The organism is Rhodoplanes roseus, from assembly GCF_003258865.1.
GTDB lineage: Bacteria > Pseudomonadota > Alphaproteobacteria > Rhizobiales > Xanthobacteraceae > Rhodoplanes > Rhodoplanes roseus.
Map to the genome: position 1 here is coordinate 1 of NZ_NPEX01000117.1, position 17,739 is coordinate 17,739.

Here is a 17,739-nt window from a genome sequence, read left to right on the forward strand (position 1 = left end):
GTGGTCACGGCCAGGAACGGGCCGTAGGCGACGGGCTGCGCTGCGGTCTTCCACTGGCCGGGCGAGGCCGAGGTCTTCGGTGAGACCTGACGATACGTGTCGGCCCATTCGACCAGGGTCAGGACCGGCGGCGGCTTCAGCGATCGCCTTGCCTCACGAAGGCGGCGCGCCAGAATCTCCGGCCCGGTCGCCGAGGGCCGGGTCATGCAGTTCCCCCAGGGCTTCGACGATCTCGCCCTGCAGCGCCGCCTCGATCGCCTCTCGATCGAGACCGACCAGCATGGCGGCGAGCTTGCCCGGGATCACCAGCAGGCGCTCGCGGACGGTGGCGTACTCGCGCTCGACCTGCTGCACGATTTCGTCGATCGCAACATATCGGCCGGACTCGATCTCGTATTTCAGCTGCCGTTGGAGGGCGAGATAGACCTCCTTGACCCGCTCGGCCTGCGCGAGCGACCAGGCGCGTGGATCGTCCGGCATGCCGTCCAGCGGGCTGCCGGCCGGCGTCGGGCCTAGTGCCGGAACTCCGCCGATCGGCGGAGTTCCGCTGCCGGTGGCGACCGCGGACGGAACCACGTGCGAGGGCCGATCCTCAGCCGGTCGATTCGCGGCGCGCCATTCACTGCCGACCAGCCTCGCGTCAAGTTTGCCGTCAGGTCCGAGAGCCAGCCGCCCCTTCGCAATCGCCTTACGGATGAGAGTGTCTGATACAGCCTCGCGGCGCGCAAATTCGCGAATGGAGATCGAAGTCACCTGAGGTAGCCTTTCCTCGCAGGTGAGCTATCCGCGTTTCCGGCTGCTTGACGGGGCGTGCTCCAGCTAATCTGAACAGATGACAGCATACGGCCCTTCACTGGCGCACGAGTTTCTCTCCATCCTGACCGACCGAAGGTCTAGCCCAAGACTTCGTGCAGAGATCCTCGAGCACGCTGACTTCTTTTTCGGAAGGCGCTCGCTGTATGGCAGGGCCCTGGTCTCGCTCGCTTCGCAACGGGGGTCCTTCCGGTTCAGGCCGCCGGCGCGTCTCAGGTTGTCTACAAAAGCCGCGCGAGTGCTCGCGTCTTTGTTGGCTAATACCGGCTCGCGACCGCAACGAAGATGACGCCGATTTGCAGCCGGCCACGGCCGAGCGCGAACTGCGAACGGTGCGAACCCATTTTTTGGGGTTTGCACCCCCGGAGGGTGCGGGGTCCGAATTACCCGCGCCGGCGGCCCCCTCGGGGAGGACCCGGCAACGATGTCACACTGTTGCGATCGGGCTACGGCGGTGCGGGACGGTCACGCGGCGCGACGGACCGCGCGGCGGATGTCGTCGACGACGAACCGCTGCCAGCCTGCCGCGAAATGCCGGCGGAACGCCGCTGGCACGACGCGGCGCGCCGTCTCGTAGTACGGCAGGCGCTTCTCATAGCTCACCCCGCGCACGAACAGGATGATCGGCACCGCCTTGTGCCCAACGCGCTTGTAGATGCCGCGTGGCGCCGTGGTGCCGCCGCTGACGAAGAACTGCCCGCGCGCCTTCTTGGTGGCTCGCGCCTTCGACTTCGCCGTCATGTTGGCGGTGTAGCCGGACTTGTACTCGAGAGCGCCCAGCTGCGAGAGGATCTGCACGATCGTCGAGCCCGGGATGTTGCCGGATGCGTCGAGCCTGACCCCCCTGCCCGGCACCGCGAACTCACCAACCTGCATCAGTCCCCTGATCAGCAGCGCACGCTCGAAGGCCTTGTGCTTGCGGCTGCCCCCGGCGACCTCCGGGCCCAGCCACTTCCAGGCCGGACGCGGAAACTCCTTGAACCTGATCTCGGCGGTGAGCAGCCGCTTCGTGGCCGGCACCACCTGGATGCTGTTGAGGGTGTAGCGAGTGGGTCGATCGAACACCGAGACCATCTCGGCCTGCTCGGCCTCCCGGGCGTCCTGCATCGACTTGGTCAGCGCATAAGCGAGGACGAACGGCACCTGCCGCGCTGCCCCCTCGATGGCGCTCGCCTTGATCTCCCACTCGCGGAAATCGAAGGTCAACACGTCGGCGGCTCCCGATGCAGCAGCTCGGCTTTCAGTCCCGTCATGTCCTCCCAGCGCGCGAGGGCGATCGCCACGTAGGCCGGCTCGAGCTCGACGGCGTGACACGCGCGCCCCGTCATCTCGGCCGCCACCAGCGTCGTCCCCGAACCCAGGAAGGGATCGTAGACCGCATCGCCGGGCGCCGAGTGGTTCTCGATCGGGCGCCGCATGCAGTCGATCGGCTTCTGTGCCGAATGTCCAGTCTCCGAGCGCCGGTGAGGGATCAGCCACACCGTGGTCTGCTTGCGGCCTCCGACCCAGTGCGCCGTCCGCCCTTTGCGCACCGCGTACCAGCAGGGCTCGTGCCGCCAGTGATAGTGGCCGCGCGACAGGATCAGGCGGCCCTTGTCCCAGATGATCTGCGCCCGAGGTCGGAAGCCGACACCTTCCAGAGCAGCGCGCACCACGGTGCCGTTGAGGGCGCCGTGCCACACATAAGCGACGTCTCCCCGGAAGTGGCGGAAGGCATCGGCCCAGTCGGCGCGGTGATCATTGGTCACGAGACCGAGCGCACGGCCGGCCTTGCTCGCCGTGCCGGTCGCCCGGTCGATCACAGCGGAGCGCCAGGTGGGGTCGTAGTTCACCCCGTAAGGCGGATCGGTGACCATCAGCAGCGGAGCAGCGCCGTCCAGAGCGGCGGCAGCGACCGTCGCAACGGTCGCGTCACCGCAGACGAGGCGGTGCGGACCGAGCCGCCACACGTCTCCCCGATGTATGAGCTCGATGTCCATGAGCGCCTCCCCCTCCATCACGACGCTCGGGGCGTTCGTGCGAGGGCTCGGTCGGCCTCATGATGTTTATCGTGCCGCAACGGCGGCACTTGATCTCGATCGTGCCGGCGACGGCGCGAGCAGTCGCCCGGAACAGCAGCGCCTGGCAGGAGGCGCAGCGGATACTCTCCATGGGTCGTTAACCGGATCATGCCACCCTCGGCTCGCTCGCAAGAGCGGCGACGGGGTAGCGGCAATCCGAACGCGTCGCTCCGCGGGACTGGTCGGCAAAACGAGGCCCGCGGCCGGGGAAACCCGGCCCTGTCACCCGCCGCTCGTCGCGGCCGGTGACGCAGCAATGTCGGCGTGCAGCGCGGCGCGCAGCTCGTCCTGAGTCTTGAAGAAGCCGTCGTGCGGACCGAGCACGCGGCCGAGATGGATCGGCTCCCGCCCCGAGACGTCGACGCACCACAGCGTGAAGCCGAAGCACTCGTGTGACTCGACCTGCGGCACGATCGAGCGCGACGTGATGTCAACGCCGCGCGACCTCAGCTCGGACAGCAGCGCGAGATACCTCGATGCGGTCGGCGGCGTGTCGGAACCGCTCACGGCCGCAGGCCCGGCCCCATCCACACTTGCAGATGCGTCCATTCGAGGCCTCCGGCCATGGCCCACCAAGCAGCCGACATCACGGCGGTCAGGACCATGAATGCGACCGTGTCACGGGTCATGGCGACATCCCGTCGTCGACACAGCGCCGTCCTCGACCAGGCGATTGATCCGAGCTTCGAATGCGTTCTGGCAGGCGTCGCATCGCAGCCTGGTCGCCTCGACCTTCTCCGTGCAGGCGATGCAGGTGCGCGGCGCCGGCGCCCCGATCTGCTTCCGGACGACGGCGAGTCGGACGACGTCGCCCATCAGAGAAAGTCCTTTCCCGCGTGGCCATCGAAGGCGGTGCGGCGATCGTAGGCCTGCAGCGTCTCGAGCCGCCGATGGCGCGTGACCCGCGCGACGTCGAGCGGATCGACGCCAACGCCCAGGGCCTGAGTCACGAACCCGGCCCGCAGCGAGTGGCCGGCGAAGAGCGTCGGGTCCAATCCGGCGGCGGTGGCCCACCGCTTGATCACCAGAGCCACCGATCGGTCGGTGAGCCTCGTCGCGCCGACGCGGCCGAACCGGTCGATCGGCCGGAACACCGGTCCCTCGGTGATGGCCGCGGCCGACAGCCAGGCGTCGAGCGCAGCGACCGGCTGCAGCGTCACGCCGTGCGGGACTGCGATGGCCTGACCGCGGCCCTCCTGGTCGGTCTTGCTGAACGCCAGCGTCAGCACGATGCCGTCGGCGCACCGCCCGATGTCGGCGACGTCGAGGCCCACGAGCTCGGAGCGGCGCAGCGCGCCGGAGAAGCCGATCAGCAGCAGCGCACGATCGCGCAGCCCGACCAGCGTGTCGGGCATCTGTGCCAGCATCGCCGCGAGCGTACCGGCGACGGCCGGCTCCTTGCGGGCCGGGGCGACCCCCAGCGTGCGCCGAATGCCCCGCAGCACCGCCTTGATGGGCTCGGCGCTGCTCGGCTCGGCGTGGCCAGCGAGCCGGTGCGCGTGCGACACCGCGGCAAGTCGGCGCCCGATGGTCGACACCGACAGCCCCTGGTCGGCCATCTCGACCAGATAGGCCGCGACCGCCGAATGGGCCGCCGGCAGCGCGCCTTCTCCGTGCGCCTCGGCCCACAGCCGGAAGTGCTGCCAGTCCGCCCGGTAGGCGGCGCGGGTCGAGGCGGCCTTGCCGGCGGCGGCATAGTCGGCGGCCCGGGTCAGTACATCCGTGACGCCGGGCGCCGCAGCGCTGCCCTGTCGCTTGGCGAGCTCGGGCATCGCCGGTCTCCTGCAGGAGGACGCGCGAACGGGGGTGTTCGCAGGGGCTTCGCAGCCCCGTGCGCACCCGCCAAGATTATGAAATCAGAAGGTGATCGGCACGCTGCGGGGTGCGAACCGAAGCTTCCGGGAAGAGGGATTACCGGAAACGTGCAAAAGTCTCGTCACCCGCGTCGGCGGCGCTCCACGACGACAGCGCGGCCGTGCTGGTCGGTGGTGCTGGTGAACACCGGCCGGCGCAGCGCCGGCCGGTCCATCCGGTTGGCGGATGCGCCGAACACGGCGGCGATCGCGGGAGCGGAGGACCGTGACGAAGGCACCGCCTCGGATGCGACGCGGCGCATGCGCTCGGACAGGTCGGTGAGCTCTCGACGCAACGAGTCCGTGTCCAGCACGTAGCGCTCGCTGCCGCGGAATCGGGTCTGTCTGATCCTGGCGGCCAGGCCGGCGACCTCGTCGGCGAAGGCCGAGAGCGGTGCCGGCGAGGTGCCGGAGCGCATGTCGTTCACATCACGAACTCCGGGCATGCATGCCCCAAATACGCGAAACGCCCCGGCCCGAGCGGGCGCGAGGCGCAGCAGCAATCGTTTGAGCATCGTCAAGTTCCAAATGGATGTCAAGCGGTAGGCAACCCGGAACAAGCAGCAGGTGAGAAGGTTAGCTGCGGACGGCACAGAGTACCACGCAACCATGTTCGAAAAACCTGACGCAGACCCGGTCTTTGAGGCGATCCGCCACCACCGCGTCACGCATCAAAATTATCTGGTGTTCCGGACAATGGCCGAAAACTGTCCGGCAGATCCTGACCGATTTACAGTTGCCGACAAGCTGCGAGAGGATGCGGAGGCTGCAGCTTGGGCCCTCGTCGAAACGCCTCCGACGACCCCGTTCGGCCTGCGCGCACTCGCATTGTACGCTAACGAGATCGTCGAATCCGGTCACAGCTGGCCGAAAGGGTGGGGACGCCGCCTGCACTCGGTCGTCATACGCGCGTACGGCCTGGAGCCCCCGTGAGCCTGTCATTGTTCGACGGCCTCATATCACCTCCGTCTAGGTCGCAAGCGCCCTGCCGCTTCGGGACCGTCGGCGGGATCCGAATGGCCCGCCCGCTCCCAGAAGGTTCGCACCCGTTCCATGCCGATGGCGCTGGAAACAGCGAACTCGAGCACCCGAAGAAGCGGTCGCGCTCCGGAGCCCTCTGAAATATGCAGTGGCTCCGAGAACAGAAGGCAGGGGGAAAACCACTTCTCGACTTCTTCGGTCACGTCCACGTGGACAATGATCAACCCGGTTCCGGCCCTGAGCTCCAAGGGAGCGGCGACCATTAACATCCAACGGACCTGAGGAGGTGAGTGACACGGATACAGCAGGGTCATTTCGTCCTGGTCTCCTGTCACGATGCGCGTGAATGCCTCCACTTGATCAGGGAGGCTAAATTGAAAGTAGTTCTCGCCCACCCCGGCACCGAAAAGTCGCAACCCATTCGCTAACCCGAATCGCCGCCATGCGCGGTTGACTTGCTGGATTTCGCCGCTCTTGGACAGCTGGGCAATTGTGACCAGCTTCTCTGCAAGAAGGTCGGGGAGGCTCTGCTCGAGCCGTTCCAAATTCCACATGACACGGCCCCCACCACTGCGATCACCCGCCCTCCTCGCGAGGCGCTCGCAACTGTAGCGAGCATAACAAGCAAAGTTGCGGGATTCGAGCATCGTCGTTTGCTGGCCAGGTCCGCGAAAGACGCATTCGCCAGACCGCTAGAGCCCCTGGAGAGTTTTATGGTATCGTCTTGCGGTTCCCGCCCTGGTCTGAAAAATGCTCCGTTCGCCAACGCTCGTTGTCACAACAGGCTCGAGATGCGCCTACTTGATCTCGGCCTTGCTGGTTTGCACCGGCTTTCTGATTCGTTGGGGCCTCGGGCTCCTCCATCCGGATATACCTCCTTATATCACCGCCTTCCCAGTCGTGTTTCTTGCGGGCGCGATCGGCGGGGTTGGGCCAGGTATTCTCGCAGGGGCCGGCAGTGGTCTTTTGATCTGGTGGGCCATTCTGCCTTTCGGGGAACTCAATCCCGGGCAACAGATCGGGCTCGGGATGTACGCGCTGAGCTCAGCGGTGCTCATCGCTGCGGCCCATTATTATCGCCGCCTCATGAAGCGGCTGGAAGACGAGCAGCGCTTCCGCGAACTGGTCGTCAGAGAACTCTCGCACCGCCTAAAGAACAAGGTCGCGACGATCGGCGCCATCATCGCCTTTCAGCTTCGCGACACTCCACTGATCAGGGAGGAAATCCTCGGTCGCCTTCAAGCCTTGGCTGGGGCCGATGATCTCATCGCCTCGACCCAGGGATCGGGTGCCGCTCTCTCGGACATCGTCGCACTCGAGCTCGGGCCCTATTTCCCGGTCTCACGCGCCTCGGTCGAAGGTCCAGAGATCCGCTTTCCCGCGAAGCTGGCTTTGGCGATGGCACTCATGGTCCACGAGCTCGTGACCAATGCCGCCAAGTACGGGGCTCTTTCTGTGCCGACCGGCCGGATCGCGATCCGGTGGACACTGAACCAAGCTGGCCTCGTTATCGACTGGACCGAGCAGGACGGACCGCCTGTCCGAGCGCCGACCCGGAAAGGATTTGGAATGCGGCTCCTCGCCAACTCTCTCGAGCAATTCGATGGGACCGTGTCGATTGACTTCTCCGAGGCCGGTCTCAGATGTCGGATAGCTCTGCCGGATCCCTCCTCGCCAGCTGCGGCCCGGTGGCTCGATCCATCGACGGAAGCGGCTCCGAAAACGAGTTTCTCGGCGTGACCGACGATGGAAGAAACATCCGCTAGAATCCGGATCAGCACTCGTCCCAGCAGAGGACCAGACTGAGAAATCTTACGGTGAGCGTCCCGCCGCCCGAACCTGACCGAGCCGCGCTCAGGAGCGAACACCGGTTCCGGTCCAGCTGCGGACGGCGGGACCCGCAGGACTTTTCAGGGTCGGGAACGTGTTTCCAAATTGCGGTGCAAAAGTCGAATGAGCGACGATTGCAAAGAGACGGCCGCCACAGCTCGGGCAATGCTGGAGGGCATCTCTTTGGTGCTCGCCGATGTTGCTCGGCGCGGACAGCCCCGACTCGCTTACGACATCGCATCGGGCCTTGGATTGGACTTCGGTGACCTTGTCACCGTCGCAGATGCGGAGGACGTGCCTGAACTCCGGCGTGCGTTCGGCAACTGACGCGGAGCATCAGCCGTCGTTGTGGCCGCTAGTGATGGGTCCTCGGGCGAGACGCCGACGATGCTTCTGCAAGAGCATCCGCATCAGACGACGCCTTCTGCCAAGAAGCGGTGTCCTCGGGCTCTCGAGCGGTCACGAAACACTCAGCTTCATCCCAGTCGGCGTCCGCGATGGTGTCGACCACCTGGACCACCTCGTCCCGCAGCACCGGCTCCTGGACGACGTGGAGCTTGCGCCGGCCCTTTGCATCGACAGTGAGAAGGCGGATTAAAAGCGCTCCCGGCTCGGTGGAGGGCACCAGCACCAGGAAGTGGGCCCGGCCCCCTTCGACGACTGAAGCAAGCAGCTGATGGCCCGGCGGAGGCAGCATCTTGTGAGGCATGCTCATCGCTGATCGCCTCTCCGAACCATCAACCCGGGGCTGAGTGGCGCACCGCCGACATCGTCTCCTTTGAAGTCCTCCAGCGCGGTCAACCCCGCCTCGGTCAAGCACCAGAAGCCGCGCCCATGATCCGCCCAACAGTACTCGACCCAGCCGAGCGCCTGACATTGAGTGACAGTCCTCGGATGGGGAATGTACCTGCGGTGTCCAAGCCGGTCTTCCCGCAGGCTGAGCAGCCAATTCAATTGTGCGCCCGTCATGATCGCTCACTCCGTGCACGCTCGGGAGATGAACGCACAGTTTAAAAGCGTTTCTGATTCAGCGCCCGGTAGTCATGTAACTCCGGTATCAAGAATTCTTTCATTTGTGACGGCACTTAGGTCGACTAGGCGGGCCACCGCCTTACGCTAGACCAGACAGAACTCCTCGCAATCGTCGACCTATCCGAAGGCGTGCCTCCGGCTCGCGTGCCGGGACGACTTGCTCGATCGATCACCAGGTTCGTAAGCTCGGCGGATGTGCAATCTCTACTCCGTCACCAAGGGACAGGCGGCGATCCGCGCGCTGTTCCGCATCGCGCAGGATCGCGCCGGCAATCTGCCGTCCATGCCGGGCGTGTTCCCGGATTACCCCGCGCCGATCGTGCGCACCGGACAGGTGGGCCGCGAGCTGGTGACGGCGCGCTGGGGCATGCCGTCGCCCGTGTTCGCGCTGAAGGGCCGCACCACGGATCCGGGGGTGACGAACGTCCGCAACGTCAGCTCGCCGCACTGGCGACGATGGCTGGGCCAGGCCAGCCGGTGCGTCGTGCCGTTCACGTCGTTCTCGGAGTACGAGACCACGTCGGAGGGAAAGAAGGTCCCGGTGTGGTTCGCGCTGGGGGAGGACCGACCGCTTGCCGCCTTCGCCGGGATCTGGACCACCTGGACCAGCGTGCGCAAGAAAGCCGAGGGCGAGGTCACGTGCGACGTGTTCGCCTTCCTGACGACCGATGCGAACGGCGTCGTCGGTCCGATCCACCCGAAGGCGATGCCGGTGATCCTGCGCACCGAGGACGAGGTCGCGACCTGGCTGACGGCGCCGGCGCCCGAGGCCCTCGCGCTGCAGCGGCCGCTGCCTGACGACGCGCTCCGGATCGTCGCCCGCGGCGAGAAGAAGGACGAGGCGTCGGCGGCGTGACGCGGCAGCGCGGCGACATTGGCCGGCCGGGCGCGACGGACTAGGGTCGGCGCCCGCATCTCCGAGTCGACCCATGGGCGTCCGCGACCGCATTCCCCGCATGATGGCCCGAGCCGCCTCGCGCGCCGAGGCGCATGCGGAGCGCGAGCGGGCGCGCACCATCATCGCGCGCTGGAATGCGGCGCTCGCCGCCGGTCCCGATCTGCCGCTGTGGTCGCCGAGCCTTCGCGGCGCGCTTGTCGCCGGAACGCCCTGGCTCGAGGTGCTGTGCCCGGCTTGCGCGACGATCGGCACCGTCGACCTGCGGCGGATCGACCGGCATCCCGAAGCCGCGGTGGCCAGCCTGGTGCTCGGCCTCAGCTGCTCGCGCTGCGGCCCCGCCGCGCCGATGCCGCGCCTGCTCGGGCTGCACACGATGGCGCCGACCTCGGGTCGATGACCGGAGTGGGCTACCGCGGACGAGAATCACCTCGCCGAATCAACGTATTGATCGGATTCGTTTTTTCCCCGAGGGAGACTCCAAAAACCGAGTCGAAACAGCCACTTGAGTCGGAGTGATTCGCTCTGGCCCGGGAGGTCTGCGTTGGCGCCGCGTCCGAACTGGAAGGGCTATCTCAAGCTGTCGCTGGTCTCGTGCCCGGTGGCGCTCTACCCCGCAACCTCGGCCGGCGAGCGGGTGGCGTTCCGTCAGATCAACCGGGCGACCGGCAACCGGCTGAAGCAGCAGCTCGTCGATGCGGTGACCGGAGACCCGGTCGCAGCGGCCGACAAGGCGCGCGGCTTCGAGGTCGAGCGCGACCGCTTCATCTTGGTCGACGACGACGAGATCGACGCCCTCCAAGTCGAGAGCACCCGGACGATCGAGATCGACGCCTTCGTGCCGCGCGATCAGATCGACGTGCGCTATCTGGAGGCGCCGTATTACGTCGTGCCGAACGACAAGGTGGGCCAGGAGGCCTTCGCGGTGATCCGCGAGGCGATGCGCGGCAAGAACATGGTGGCGCTCGGCCGGGTGGTGCTGTCGCGCCGCGAGCGCGTGATCGCGCTGGAGGCCTTCGGCAAGGGCCTGCGCGGGGTGCTGCTGCGCTACCCCTACGAGGTGCGTGGCGAAGAGCCGTATTTCGAGGACATTCCCGAGGTCCAGGTCCCGAAGGAGATGCTGTCGCTCGCCGAGCACATCCTCGACAGCAAGGCGACCGACTTCGATCCGGCAGGCTTCCACGACCGCTACGAGGAGGCCCTCGTCGAGCTCCTGCAGAAGAAGCAGGCGGGGCGCCCGAGCGCACCGGCGACCGCCGCATCGACGCCTGCGACCGTGATCAACCTGATGGACGCGCTCAAGCGCAGCATCGTGGCCGAGACGGGGACCGGGAGCGCGCCGGCCGAGACGAAACCGGGGCGCACCAAGAAGGCGAAACGTCCGACCGGCCAGCGCGAGATGCTGTTGCCGATCCCCGGAAAGGGGGCGGCAAAGCCGTCCGTGGCCGAACCGGCGCGGCCCCGCACGCGCGGCCGCCAGGCGAGTTGACCGGCGAGACAGCGGTGCGCGCCCTCTCCAGCTCCGACGTCACCATCGTCTTCATCGAGTGCCTGCGCTGCGGACACCGCGGCGTGATCGATCCCGACACGCTCGCCCGCTACGGGATGCCTCCCGAGGTGACGCTCGCGAAGCTCACGCGCGCGCTGGTCTGCCAGGTGTGCGGCAGCCGGGCCACGAAGGCATTTCGGAGCGACCCGGGTGAAGTGGAAGTGTTCCTCGCCGGCACCTGACACGATCGAGGCCGAGGCGTCACCCCGCCTGCCGTCCTCCCTTGCCACGTCCCGACGCCGGGGCGAGCCGTAGGGGCGGTGACGCCGGGGCGCGGCGCTCGGCGCGCCGGCGCTGGGCCGCGCCAATCCGGCGCGCCTCCGCCGCCGTCCTGACGGCGCGATACATCGGCGCCTCGGACCGGAACAGCATCGGCGGCTTGCCGCGCTCGCGATCGCCGGCCCAGGGCCGCATCGGCGCCGACGGCGCCAGCACCACCATCGAAGCGAGCGCGCCCGAAAGATCTCGGGCGAGCTGGTCGAGACCGATCCACCAGGCGAGATAGTCGGCGCGCTCCTCGATGACGCTCTGGGGGGACGGATCCCAGACGAGCGGGCAGAACGCGCCGGCCGGATAGCGTCCCGCTCGCGTCGCCCGCGCGGGTTCCTCGACATATCCGGAACCGGCCCGAAGGCGCCCTCGTGGTGCTTCACCACACTGATCAGCACGCGCGGCTTGCCGTTCGCGCCGATCGACGGACCGCAGCCGAAGCCGGGAGAATGGCAAAGCGGGCGCTTGCCGAGCCGGGCGTGACAGGTCACGTGGCCGACCATGCCGGCGACCGCATGCCGCACCGCCCTGCCCTGGTCGGCCGCAAGCCCGAAATCGGGTGCGAGATCGACGCCCTCGATCGAATGCCCGGCGAAGCGGCCGAGGGCATGCACGCCGGCCTCGATGGCAAGCGCGTCCGGGTGGGGCTCACCCAGGGCCGGCGGGAACCCCGGCTCGCGCCCGCTCGAGTCGATCACGGTGCCCAGCGCGATCAGCGAGAACATCGGCGACACGCTCGCCGAGGCGCCCGCGCCGCGTTTGGGCAGCTCGTCTCGGAATGCCCACCTGAGCGCATCCTCGACGTCCACCAGGCGGCGAGCCGCCGGCTGTGAAGCCCGATGCATCCTGCCCCTCCCCGACCACGGCGACGGGCAATCCTACATCATGCGAATAGAATCTTACAGTAGGAATGTAACCCACTTATCCGGGTGACGCCACAAGCCGAGCGGGATAGTTGCCATGGTCGCTGAGGCGACAGAGAACGCCGAGGCTGGCGCGCCCGAAGAGACAGAGGTTGAAGTTACGCAGGCGATGGCTGAGGTTGGTGCAGATATTCTGTGGAAGAGTGGCATTTAACCAGTTTACATGCCTGACCTGAACCAAGGAGCAGTCAAGGAGATTTATTTGACATTGCATCAAGCATCTCCTCAACGAGGTCTGCCAAAGACTGTGAAATAGATGCGACTTTTGATATGAAACAAACAATCTCACTATATGTGAGTGGCGAGTACTTCAGAGCTTTTTGTCTCGCATCTGATCTTGGCGGACTTAAAGTGATTATTGATCGGCTGTCTCCCTCCGGAGTGCTGGTATGGATGGAGTGATGAGCGAGCCTGTTTCGATCGTCTAAGACGGAATAAATTTGCTTCTTGATTTTGTTCCATTTTCTGCTTGCGTTGTTGTATCCGGAACTGATGGCGAATAAATCGTCTATAATATTAAGCTTGGTGGGAAACCCGGCTATGGAATACATGACTATACCAGCCTTGGTTCGATCCGTGTTCAGCAGAACGGAAGTGAGAAAAACTAAGGCTTCTTCCATTTGAGCCCATGACTTCAGGCCTTGGCAGATCGTAGAGGCAAGAAACAGCTCTTCTGTCTCGTTCAATCGAGAATTGATATAGCTAGTTTTCTCGTCTATCTTGTCGAACTTGGCTTGCGCTTCTTTGAAGAAGTGGTGCCATCTGAAAACGGCACGGAGCGTGCCGCGTATAAAAGCGCTTTTGTGCCTCGATGTCCGGAGCTTCTTTATGCCGTCAAGGAAAGATGACGAGCGCGATTTCTCGGAAGAGGAGACCAGGCGTCGCATGGGAGGTTGCCTTGCGTGGGGCTCGGATCGCGGGGGCAAAGCACCGAATCGAAGAACGGGAGCCCGGCAAGCCGAGCCCCCGTCCCCGGTCAGATCAGAAGCGCGATGATTGCCGCGATCGAGAGTAGGACCTTGGCGACATCGACCTTGATCTGAACCTTGACCTGAAAGGAACCCTTCATTGGGCTAGCCCTTCGGGTCACGCCGGCGCGACCCTTACGGGTTGCGTCTCACGTCCCGTCGAACGAATAAGCCGTCGTTCACGAGTGCATCGGCCCACCATCAGCGTCCTAGGATTGCTGATCGCAGCGTCGTTGGCTCCCTATCTTCCATTCGCCAGCGTTGAGCGCCTGCGAATAGAGGACAGGACGACGTATGCGGCGGCTTGCATGTTCAGAATGCCATTCTGCCCGCTTGCCACTCCGCGCGCCGATGGTGGGCCAGCAACTACCGGGAGTCGAGTCTCCAGCTTCGTCTCATCCTCAGCACGAAGCGACCGGAGATATCTTGAGTAGTTCGCCGGAGGAAAACTCAAAGAGTCGCGACAATGTATAAGCTTGTCTCCGGTGACGGTGAGGGTTCAGCGTATGAGCTACGCACGGACCCAGATGGAATTGATCGCGTGTATCTGCGCGGGCACCTTGTGGTGTCAACCGGATAACTGGGTGTTAACTTACTCCCTCTTATGGCACGTCAAGTTCATAATTTGGAAACTAGCTGAAGCCTCGCCGGTCACACAGCCCGCGCCTAGCACGGGTTCGAGTCCCTCCTAGCCGATGACCGTGATCCCAACGCCGCCGACTCCGTGCTCTGCTGCCACTGCGGCCCGCAAACGGTCGGCGAAACGCACCTCGATCGTCTCGGCCACAAAGCGGGTCGGCGCAGCGAGGGTGACGCGGTGCGGATCTCGCTTCACGACGGCCAGCCGCGAGAACCACGCCACCGCGTCTCCCGCGCCGATCTCTCGCGAGAGCCGGGCGATCACCGGCGCCAGCCAGGGGTCGGAGCTCGTCGGTGCAGCCGCTGGCGCCGGGCTCTCGGCGATGTCTTCGAAGCGCCGCTCGCGCAGCCAGCGAGCCGACGCCGGCACGTAGCGCGGCTCGACCCGGTCTCGCCGCACCTGCTCGGCGAACGGGGCGACCGCCGCGACGATCCTCTCGGGAACGATCCCTTCGCGCAGCACCAGTCGCAGAAACTCCTGCTCGGCCGGCTTTCGCGGGTCCATGCCGGAGGGCTTGGGGTACAGCGCCCGGAACCGCTCGTAGGCAGCGCGCGCCGGGACGATGCCGGTCGGGCGGGCGTCCGCGGGATCCGGTGACGCGTCACGGCCCGTCACCGCGACGCCCTCGCGCCGCAGAGTCTGAGTCTGTTGTCTTCCTTCAGGAGTCTGAAAAGATAGACTCTCTCTCCGCGGTGTGACGCCGGTGACGCTCTCGGTGACGCTCGCAAGTCCTTGATCCGGCTCGCGTGTGACGCCTTGCGGCGAGGGTGACGCGTCACCTGCCGTCACGCCGTCACGCGTGACGTCACATGCCGTCACATCCGTCACCACCGGTCCGACCGCCCCCTGGACCAGAGAGACCAGTGGCAGGCACGGCTGGGCCTCCCGGGTTGCCGCGGCGGACCGCCGGCGTGCGCGCCAAGCGCGCGTCCGCTCGCGAGACCCGGCGTCCGTCGAGCTCTTCGGGGCTGGCGACACCGCGGTGGCCGTGGCCTCCTGTGCGCTGGGCGAGGAGCACGATGCGAACTCGACAAGTACCACCCGATCCCTTACCTCCTCCACGCGACCGGCCGCCACGAGCGGGGCGAGGTCCCGCGCCAGCGCTGACTCCGTCAGGTGCAGGCGCCAGGCGAGCCGCCCGCGGTCCGGCAGCGGCCCGGCTCCTGCCAGGCCCATCAGGTTGACCAGCAGCCGGAAGGCGCGCGGCGGCAGCCGCTGCACTACGGGATCGTCGATCAGGGCGAGCAGGTTCGCCACGTCATTCCTCCCGATCGGCGGTGTCGGAGCCATAGATGCTCGCTGCTCGCGCCAGGCCGACCACAACGCCGCCGATGACCACGCCGAGCAGCAGGGCGCCGGCGATCGCGGCGGTGCTCTGGGCGAGCTGGCTGACGGCGCAGCTCACAGGACCTCCTGCTCGATCGCCTCGGCGAGCGCGTCGAGCTCGGCTTGCACACCGGGATCGTCCCGGCGCAGACGCTCGTACTTCTCGACGGCGTGCAGCACCGTGGTGTGATCGCGCCCGCCGAACCGACGCCCGATCTCCGGCAGAGACTTGGGCGTCATCGTCCGCGTGAGCCACATGGCCATCTGGCGCGGCCGCAGGACGGCCGCGGTGCGCCGCGCCGATCGCATGTCGGTCACGGTCACGCCGTAGCGGCGAGCCACGACCTGCTGGATGATGTCGATCCGCACCGGTGGCCGAAGGGCGCCGGCCATCTCGCCGATCACCCGCTCCGCCGCAGCGCGGTCCGGTGGCGTGCCGGCGACGGCCTGGTGCAGAACGAGACGCGCCAGCGCCCCCTCGAGGTCACGCGGGCCGCGCCGCAGAGCGCCTGCGACCAGATCGATGACCTCCGACGGCAGCACGAAACCCGAATGCCGCTCCGCGATCGCAGCGAGCTTCATGATCACGATCGCCCGCCGCAGCGACGCGTCCGGCGGCTCGAGCCCGACCCCGAGAGCGCCGGCGAGACGGGACAGAAGCCGCTGCTCGCCTTCGAGCTCGCGGGTCGGTCGGTCTATCGCTGCTGCGGTCACGCGCCCGAGGGCGGCCCTTCGGTCGAGGACATGGAGCAAGCTGGCCGGCAGCGCATGCCCGATCCGGACCAGCACGTGCAAGTCGTCGAGCAGCAGGAGCGGCGCCGAGATTAGGGCGCTACGCCAGACGGTGGCGGCGTCGCGCCGCAGCGCCTGATCGAATCCGAAGCGCAGCTGCTCGGCCGTCAGGTACAGGGCGTCGCCGTGGCGCGACGCTATCGCCTGCAACAGGTGGGTTTTGCCCAGGCCCGTCTCCCCGTGGATCGCCAGCAGGTCGAAGCCGGTGCCCTCGATCACCGCCAGCGCGGCAGCGTGCGCGGCCTGGTTCGCCGCCCCGAGCGCGAAGGTCTCGAAGGTCAGGCGTGGATCGAGCGCGGACCGAACCCCGGCGGCAGTCTCCGCTGCGACGCGGTCCGGGTCATCGGTCCTGTCTTCCACCCTCGCCGCGGGCGGCGCGGCGCCGCAGGGTGAGACGGCCGGGGTTCGGTGCACGCCGACCGATCTCACCGCGATCGCGATCCGCTCCGCGGTCACGCCGGCGCTCCTGAGGGCGTCGCGCAGCGCGGCAGCGTAGTGCCGCTCGATCCAGATGCGAAGAAAGCGCGTGGCCACCGACAACTGCGCGGTGCCTGCATCCACGTGATCGAGATGCAGCGTGGTGAGGAACGACTCGAATGCGTCCCGGCCCACAGCGCCGAGCAGATGCTCTCGGGCCCGCGCCCAGCAGCAGGCCAGATCCCGCGTTGCCGACGGCGCGAGCCGCGGCACCTCCGTCGGCATCGGTTGGATGGTCATGACGCGATACTCCTCTGCTCTCCGTGCATCGTGCGGCTCGTCTTCACGCCTCCCCGTCGCAGCCGCCGATCGGATCGCGCATCCGCTCGATCTGCCGCTTGCAGGCCAGCAGCGCCTTCACGGCGCGGTCGATCTCGGCAGGCTCGAATGTCGCCCGCGCTCCGATCGCGCCGTGCTCGTCGATGAGGTCCATGTGGACGGCGCCGCAGCCGAAGCACGGTTGAATGCTGATCTCGTCGGGCCAGAACACGCTCTCCGGATCGAGATGATCACGCGAGGTCATGCCGCACTCCCGGTTCCGTGCTCGCTCTCGGCGAGCGGTGACTCCAGCCCCCAGCGGTCCCATCCCGGCCGCGCGCGGCGGGCGTTCAGCTCGATCTTCCGCAGGTGCGGGAAGAACTCCTCGAACAGCTCGTACTGCCAGTCGGGCTTCTGGCTGTGGGTGCCGCGCGGAGCGTCCCGGACGCTGCGCCATTGCGTGCCCATCGCCGGCGCCGGCATGCTGCCGCGGGTGCCGATCAGAAGGAGCTCGTGGCATTCGCGGAACCAGTAGCCGCTGCCCATGCCGGGCTTCGTCCAGACGATCTGGCTCTTGTAGGAAAAGCCCCAGGCCCTCATCACGGTGAGGGCATCCTCGATCATGGCGCCGGTCGCCCACAGGCCCAGGATGGAGTCGCGCGCCGCGATGCTCTCGACGTCGCGCGCCGCGATCGTCTCGGTGGACGACACCGGATAATGGTTGGCGGCCGAGCGATCCATGCCGAGCTCGGAGCGGGTCAGGAATTTCCATTCGGGATCGGCCAGGATCACGCCGTACCGACGTCCCTTCGGCATCGATTGCTGGACGGCGCCGAGAACGCGCTCGCGGGCGTCACGGCGGCGCTTCTTCTCCAGCTGCTCCTCGGCCCGCCGCACCTTCGCCACCGCGCGGAAGGCCTTCGGGTCGGCCGCGGCGACGATCTCGCGCTGCGTCTCCGCCGGAAGCCGAGCGATCGTCTCGGCGACGGTCAGCCGCGTTCGAGCAGCGGCACCGCTCCGTGCACGTCCTGGATGTCGGCCGGATGCACCAGCACGGCGAGGAGAAGCCCGT

Annotated in this window: 23 protein-coding genes and 1 pseudogene; 7 read left to right on the forward strand and 17 right to left on the reverse strand. The window is 66.8% G+C overall.

The window, feature by feature from the left end; genetic code table 11:
• The 10 genes and pseudogenes from CH341_RS17005 to CH341_RS17050 all read right to left on the reverse strand — a co-directional run.
• Positions 1 to 206 (reverse strand): annotated as a pseudogene (locus tag CH341_RS17005) (hypothetical protein); the annotation flags it as partial.
• Positions 154 to 753, reverse strand: a complete 600-nt coding sequence (locus CH341_RS17010; RefSeq protein WP_146604508.1) for a hypothetical protein — start codon at positions 751 to 753, stop codon at positions 154 to 156. The gene CH341_RS17010 and the pseudogene CH341_RS17005, both read right to left, overlap by 53 nt.
• A 525-nt stretch (positions 754 to 1,278) precedes the next feature.
• Positions 1,279 to 2,022 (reverse strand): hypothetical protein, encoded by a 744-nt coding sequence (locus CH341_RS17015; protein WP_146604509.1) that lies wholly within the window; start codon positions 2,020 to 2,022, stop codon positions 1,279 to 1,281.
• Positions 2,016 to 2,792, reverse strand: coding sequence for a DNA-methyltransferase (locus CH341_RS17020; RefSeq protein WP_245431107.1), 777 nt, complete (start codon positions 2,790 to 2,792; stop codon positions 2,016 to 2,018). Before CH341_RS17020 ends, CH341_RS17015 begins: the two co-directional genes overlap by 7 nt.
• Positions 2,725 to 2,964, reverse strand: coding sequence for a Com family DNA-binding transcriptional regulator (locus CH341_RS36445; protein ID WP_111420199.1), 240 nt, complete (start codon positions 2,962 to 2,964; stop codon positions 2,725 to 2,727). Before CH341_RS36445 ends, CH341_RS17020 begins: the two co-directional genes overlap by 68 nt.
• Before the next feature lie 131 nt (positions 2,965 to 3,095).
• A complete protein-coding gene (locus CH341_RS17030; RefSeq protein ID WP_111420200.1) occupies positions 3,096 to 3,380 on the reverse strand; it encodes a hypothetical protein in 285 nt (94 codons plus the stop codon).
• The gene (locus tag CH341_RS36220) at positions 3,377 to 3,502 is read right to left on the reverse strand and encodes a hypothetical protein (protein ID WP_281023071.1); all 126 of its coding nucleotides are present in this window, start codon (positions 3,500 to 3,502) and stop codon (positions 3,377 to 3,379) included. Before CH341_RS36220 ends, CH341_RS17030 begins: the two co-directional genes overlap by 4 nt.
• A gap of 186 nt (positions 3,503 to 3,688) precedes the next feature.
• Positions 3,689 to 4,645: a site-specific integrase gene (locus tag CH341_RS17040; protein ID WP_111420202.1), complete on the reverse strand. Its 957-nt coding sequence runs from the start codon at positions 4,643 to 4,645 to the stop codon at positions 3,689 to 3,691.
• Positions 4,646 to 4,809: 164 nt separating this feature from the next.
• Positions 4,810 to 5,229, reverse strand: a complete 420-nt coding sequence (locus CH341_RS17045; RefSeq protein ID WP_146604510.1) for a hypothetical protein — start codon at positions 5,227 to 5,229, stop codon at positions 4,810 to 4,812.
• A 456-nt stretch (positions 5,230 to 5,685) separates the two neighbouring features.
• Positions 5,686 to 6,261: a PAS domain-containing protein gene (locus CH341_RS17050; protein ID WP_111420204.1), complete on the reverse strand. Its 576-nt coding sequence runs from the start codon at positions 6,259 to 6,261 to the stop codon at positions 5,686 to 5,688.
• Positions 6,262 to 6,508: 247 nt separating this feature from the next.
• Between CH341_RS17050 and CH341_RS17055 the strand changes: the two genes are divergently transcribed.
• A complete protein-coding gene (locus CH341_RS17055; protein ID WP_170149664.1) occupies positions 6,509 to 7,447 on the forward strand; it encodes a sensor histidine kinase in 939 nt (312 codons plus the stop codon).
• Between the two features lie 213 nt (positions 7,448 to 7,660).
• Positions 7,661 to 7,864: a hypothetical protein gene (locus CH341_RS33725; RefSeq protein ID WP_146604512.1), complete on the forward strand. Its 204-nt coding sequence runs from the start codon at positions 7,661 to 7,663 to the stop codon at positions 7,862 to 7,864.
• A 28-nt stretch (positions 7,865 to 7,892) separates the two neighbouring features.
• On the opposite strand, the gene CH341_RS17060 is transcribed toward CH341_RS33725, so the two are convergent.
• Positions 7,893 to 8,252: a hypothetical protein gene (locus tag CH341_RS17060; RefSeq protein WP_111420206.1), complete on the reverse strand. Its 360-nt coding sequence runs from the start codon at positions 8,250 to 8,252 to the stop codon at positions 7,893 to 7,895.
• 510 nt (positions 8,253 to 8,762) lie between these two features.
• On the opposite strand from CH341_RS17060, the gene CH341_RS17065 reads away from it, so the two are divergent.
• From CH341_RS17065 to CH341_RS17090, 5 genes are all read left to right on the forward strand, one after another.
• Complete coding sequence (locus CH341_RS17065; RefSeq protein ID WP_111420207.1) at positions 8,763 to 9,425, forward strand: SOS response-associated peptidase; 663 nt, start codon at positions 8,763 to 8,765, stop codon at positions 9,423 to 9,425.
• 73 nt (positions 9,426 to 9,498) lie between these two features.
• On the forward strand, positions 9,499 to 9,864 hold the full coding sequence (locus tag CH341_RS17070; protein WP_111420208.1) for a hypothetical protein: 366 nt from the start codon (positions 9,499 to 9,501) through the stop codon (positions 9,862 to 9,864).
• Positions 9,865 to 10,008: 144 nt separating this feature from the next.
• Positions 10,009 to 10,953 carry a non-homologous end joining protein Ku gene (gene ku, locus CH341_RS17075; protein WP_111420209.1) on the forward strand — a complete coding sequence of 315 codons (945 nt, stop codon included), beginning with the start codon at positions 10,009 to 10,011 and terminating at the stop codon, positions 10,951 to 10,953.
• A 14-nt stretch (positions 10,954 to 10,967) separates the two neighbouring features.
• A complete protein-coding gene (locus CH341_RS17080) occupies positions 10,968 to 11,195 on the forward strand; it encodes a hypothetical protein (RefSeq protein ID WP_111420210.1) in 228 nt (75 codons plus the stop codon).
• 537 nt (positions 11,196 to 11,732) lie between these two features.
• Positions 11,733 to 12,116, forward strand: a complete 384-nt coding sequence (locus CH341_RS17090; protein WP_111420212.1) for a hypothetical protein — start codon at positions 11,733 to 11,735, stop codon at positions 12,114 to 12,116.
• A 278-nt stretch (positions 12,117 to 12,394) separates the two neighbouring features.
• On the opposite strand, the gene CH341_RS33730 is transcribed toward CH341_RS17090, so the two are convergent.
• The 6 genes from CH341_RS33730 to CH341_RS36225 form a co-directional block, all read right to left on the reverse strand.
• Entirely contained in the window at positions 12,395 to 13,093 is a 699-nt protein-coding gene (locus CH341_RS33730; protein WP_146604513.1) for a hypothetical protein, read from the reverse strand.
• 769 nt (positions 13,094 to 13,862) lie between these two features.
• Positions 13,863 to 15,071 (reverse strand): DnaA N-terminal domain-containing protein, encoded by a 1,209-nt coding sequence (locus tag CH341_RS17095; protein WP_146604514.1) that lies wholly within the window; start codon positions 15,069 to 15,071, stop codon positions 13,863 to 13,865.
• Between the two features lies 1 nt (position 15,072).
• Positions 15,073 to 15,219, reverse strand: coding sequence for a hypothetical protein (locus CH341_RS34270; protein ID WP_170149665.1), 147 nt, complete (start codon positions 15,217 to 15,219; stop codon positions 15,073 to 15,075).
• Positions 15,216 to 16,649 (reverse strand): helix-turn-helix domain-containing protein, encoded by a 1,434-nt coding sequence (locus CH341_RS17100; RefSeq protein ID WP_111420214.1) that lies wholly within the window; start codon positions 16,647 to 16,649, stop codon positions 15,216 to 15,218. The genes CH341_RS34270 and CH341_RS17100 overlap by 4 nt, the downstream gene beginning before the upstream one ends.
• Before the next feature lie 43 nt (positions 16,650 to 16,692).
• Positions 16,693 to 16,932, reverse strand: coding sequence for a hypothetical protein (locus tag CH341_RS17105; RefSeq protein WP_111420215.1), 240 nt, complete (start codon positions 16,930 to 16,932; stop codon positions 16,693 to 16,695).
• The coding region (locus tag CH341_RS36225; RefSeq protein WP_210208403.1) for an MT-A70 family methyltransferase at positions 16,929 to 17,739 on the reverse strand (811 nt) is incomplete at its 5' end. The genes CH341_RS36225 and CH341_RS17105, both read right to left, overlap by 4 nt.

Coding starts and splice junctions, on each gene's coding strand:
- CH341_RS17105 (WP_111420215.1), bottom strand. CDS start 16,932: ATGACCTCGCGTGATCATCTCGATCCGGAGAGCGTGTTCTGGCCCGAC.
- CH341_RS33730 (WP_146604513.1), bottom strand. CDS start 13,093: ATGCGACGCCTGGTCTCCTCTTCCGAGAAATCGCGCTCGTCATCTTTC.
- CH341_RS17065 (WP_111420207.1), top strand. CDS start 8,763: ATGTGCAATCTCTACTCCGTCACCAAGGGACAGGCGGCGATCCGCGCG.
- CH341_RS17060 (WP_111420206.1), bottom strand. CDS start 8,252: ATGAGCATGCCTCACAAGATGCTGCCTCCGCCGGGCCATCAGCTGCTT.
- CH341_RS36220 (WP_281023071.1), bottom strand. CDS start 3,502: ATGACCCGTGACACGGTCGCATTCATGGTCCTGACCGCCGTGATGTCG.
- CH341_RS17070 (WP_111420208.1), top strand. CDS start 9,499: ATGGGCGTCCGCGACCGCATTCCCCGCATGATGGCCCGAGCCGCCTCG.
- CH341_RS17040 (WP_111420202.1), bottom strand. CDS start 4,645: ATGCCCGAGCTCGCCAAGCGACAGGGCAGCGCTGCGGCGCCCGGCGTC.
- CH341_RS33725 (WP_146604512.1), top strand. CDS start 7,661: ATGAGCGACGATTGCAAAGAGACGGCCGCCACAGCTCGGGCAATGCTG.
- CH341_RS17100 (WP_111420214.1), bottom strand. CDS start 16,649: ATGACCATCCAACCGATGCCGACGGAGGTGCCGCGGCTCGCGCCGTCG.
- CH341_RS17090 (WP_111420212.1), top strand. CDS start 11,733: ATGGCAAAGCGGGCGCTTGCCGAGCCGGGCGTGACAGGTCACGTGGCC.
- CH341_RS36445 (WP_111420199.1), bottom strand. CDS start 2,964: ATGGAGAGTATCCGCTGCGCCTCCTGCCAGGCGCTGCTGTTCCGGGCG.
- CH341_RS17050 (WP_111420204.1), bottom strand. CDS start 6,261: ATGTGGAATTTGGAACGGCTCGAGCAGAGCCTCCCCGACCTTCTTGCA.
- CH341_RS17020 (WP_245431107.1), bottom strand. CDS start 2,792: ATGGACATCGAGCTCATACATCGGGGAGACGTGTGGCGGCTCGGTCCG.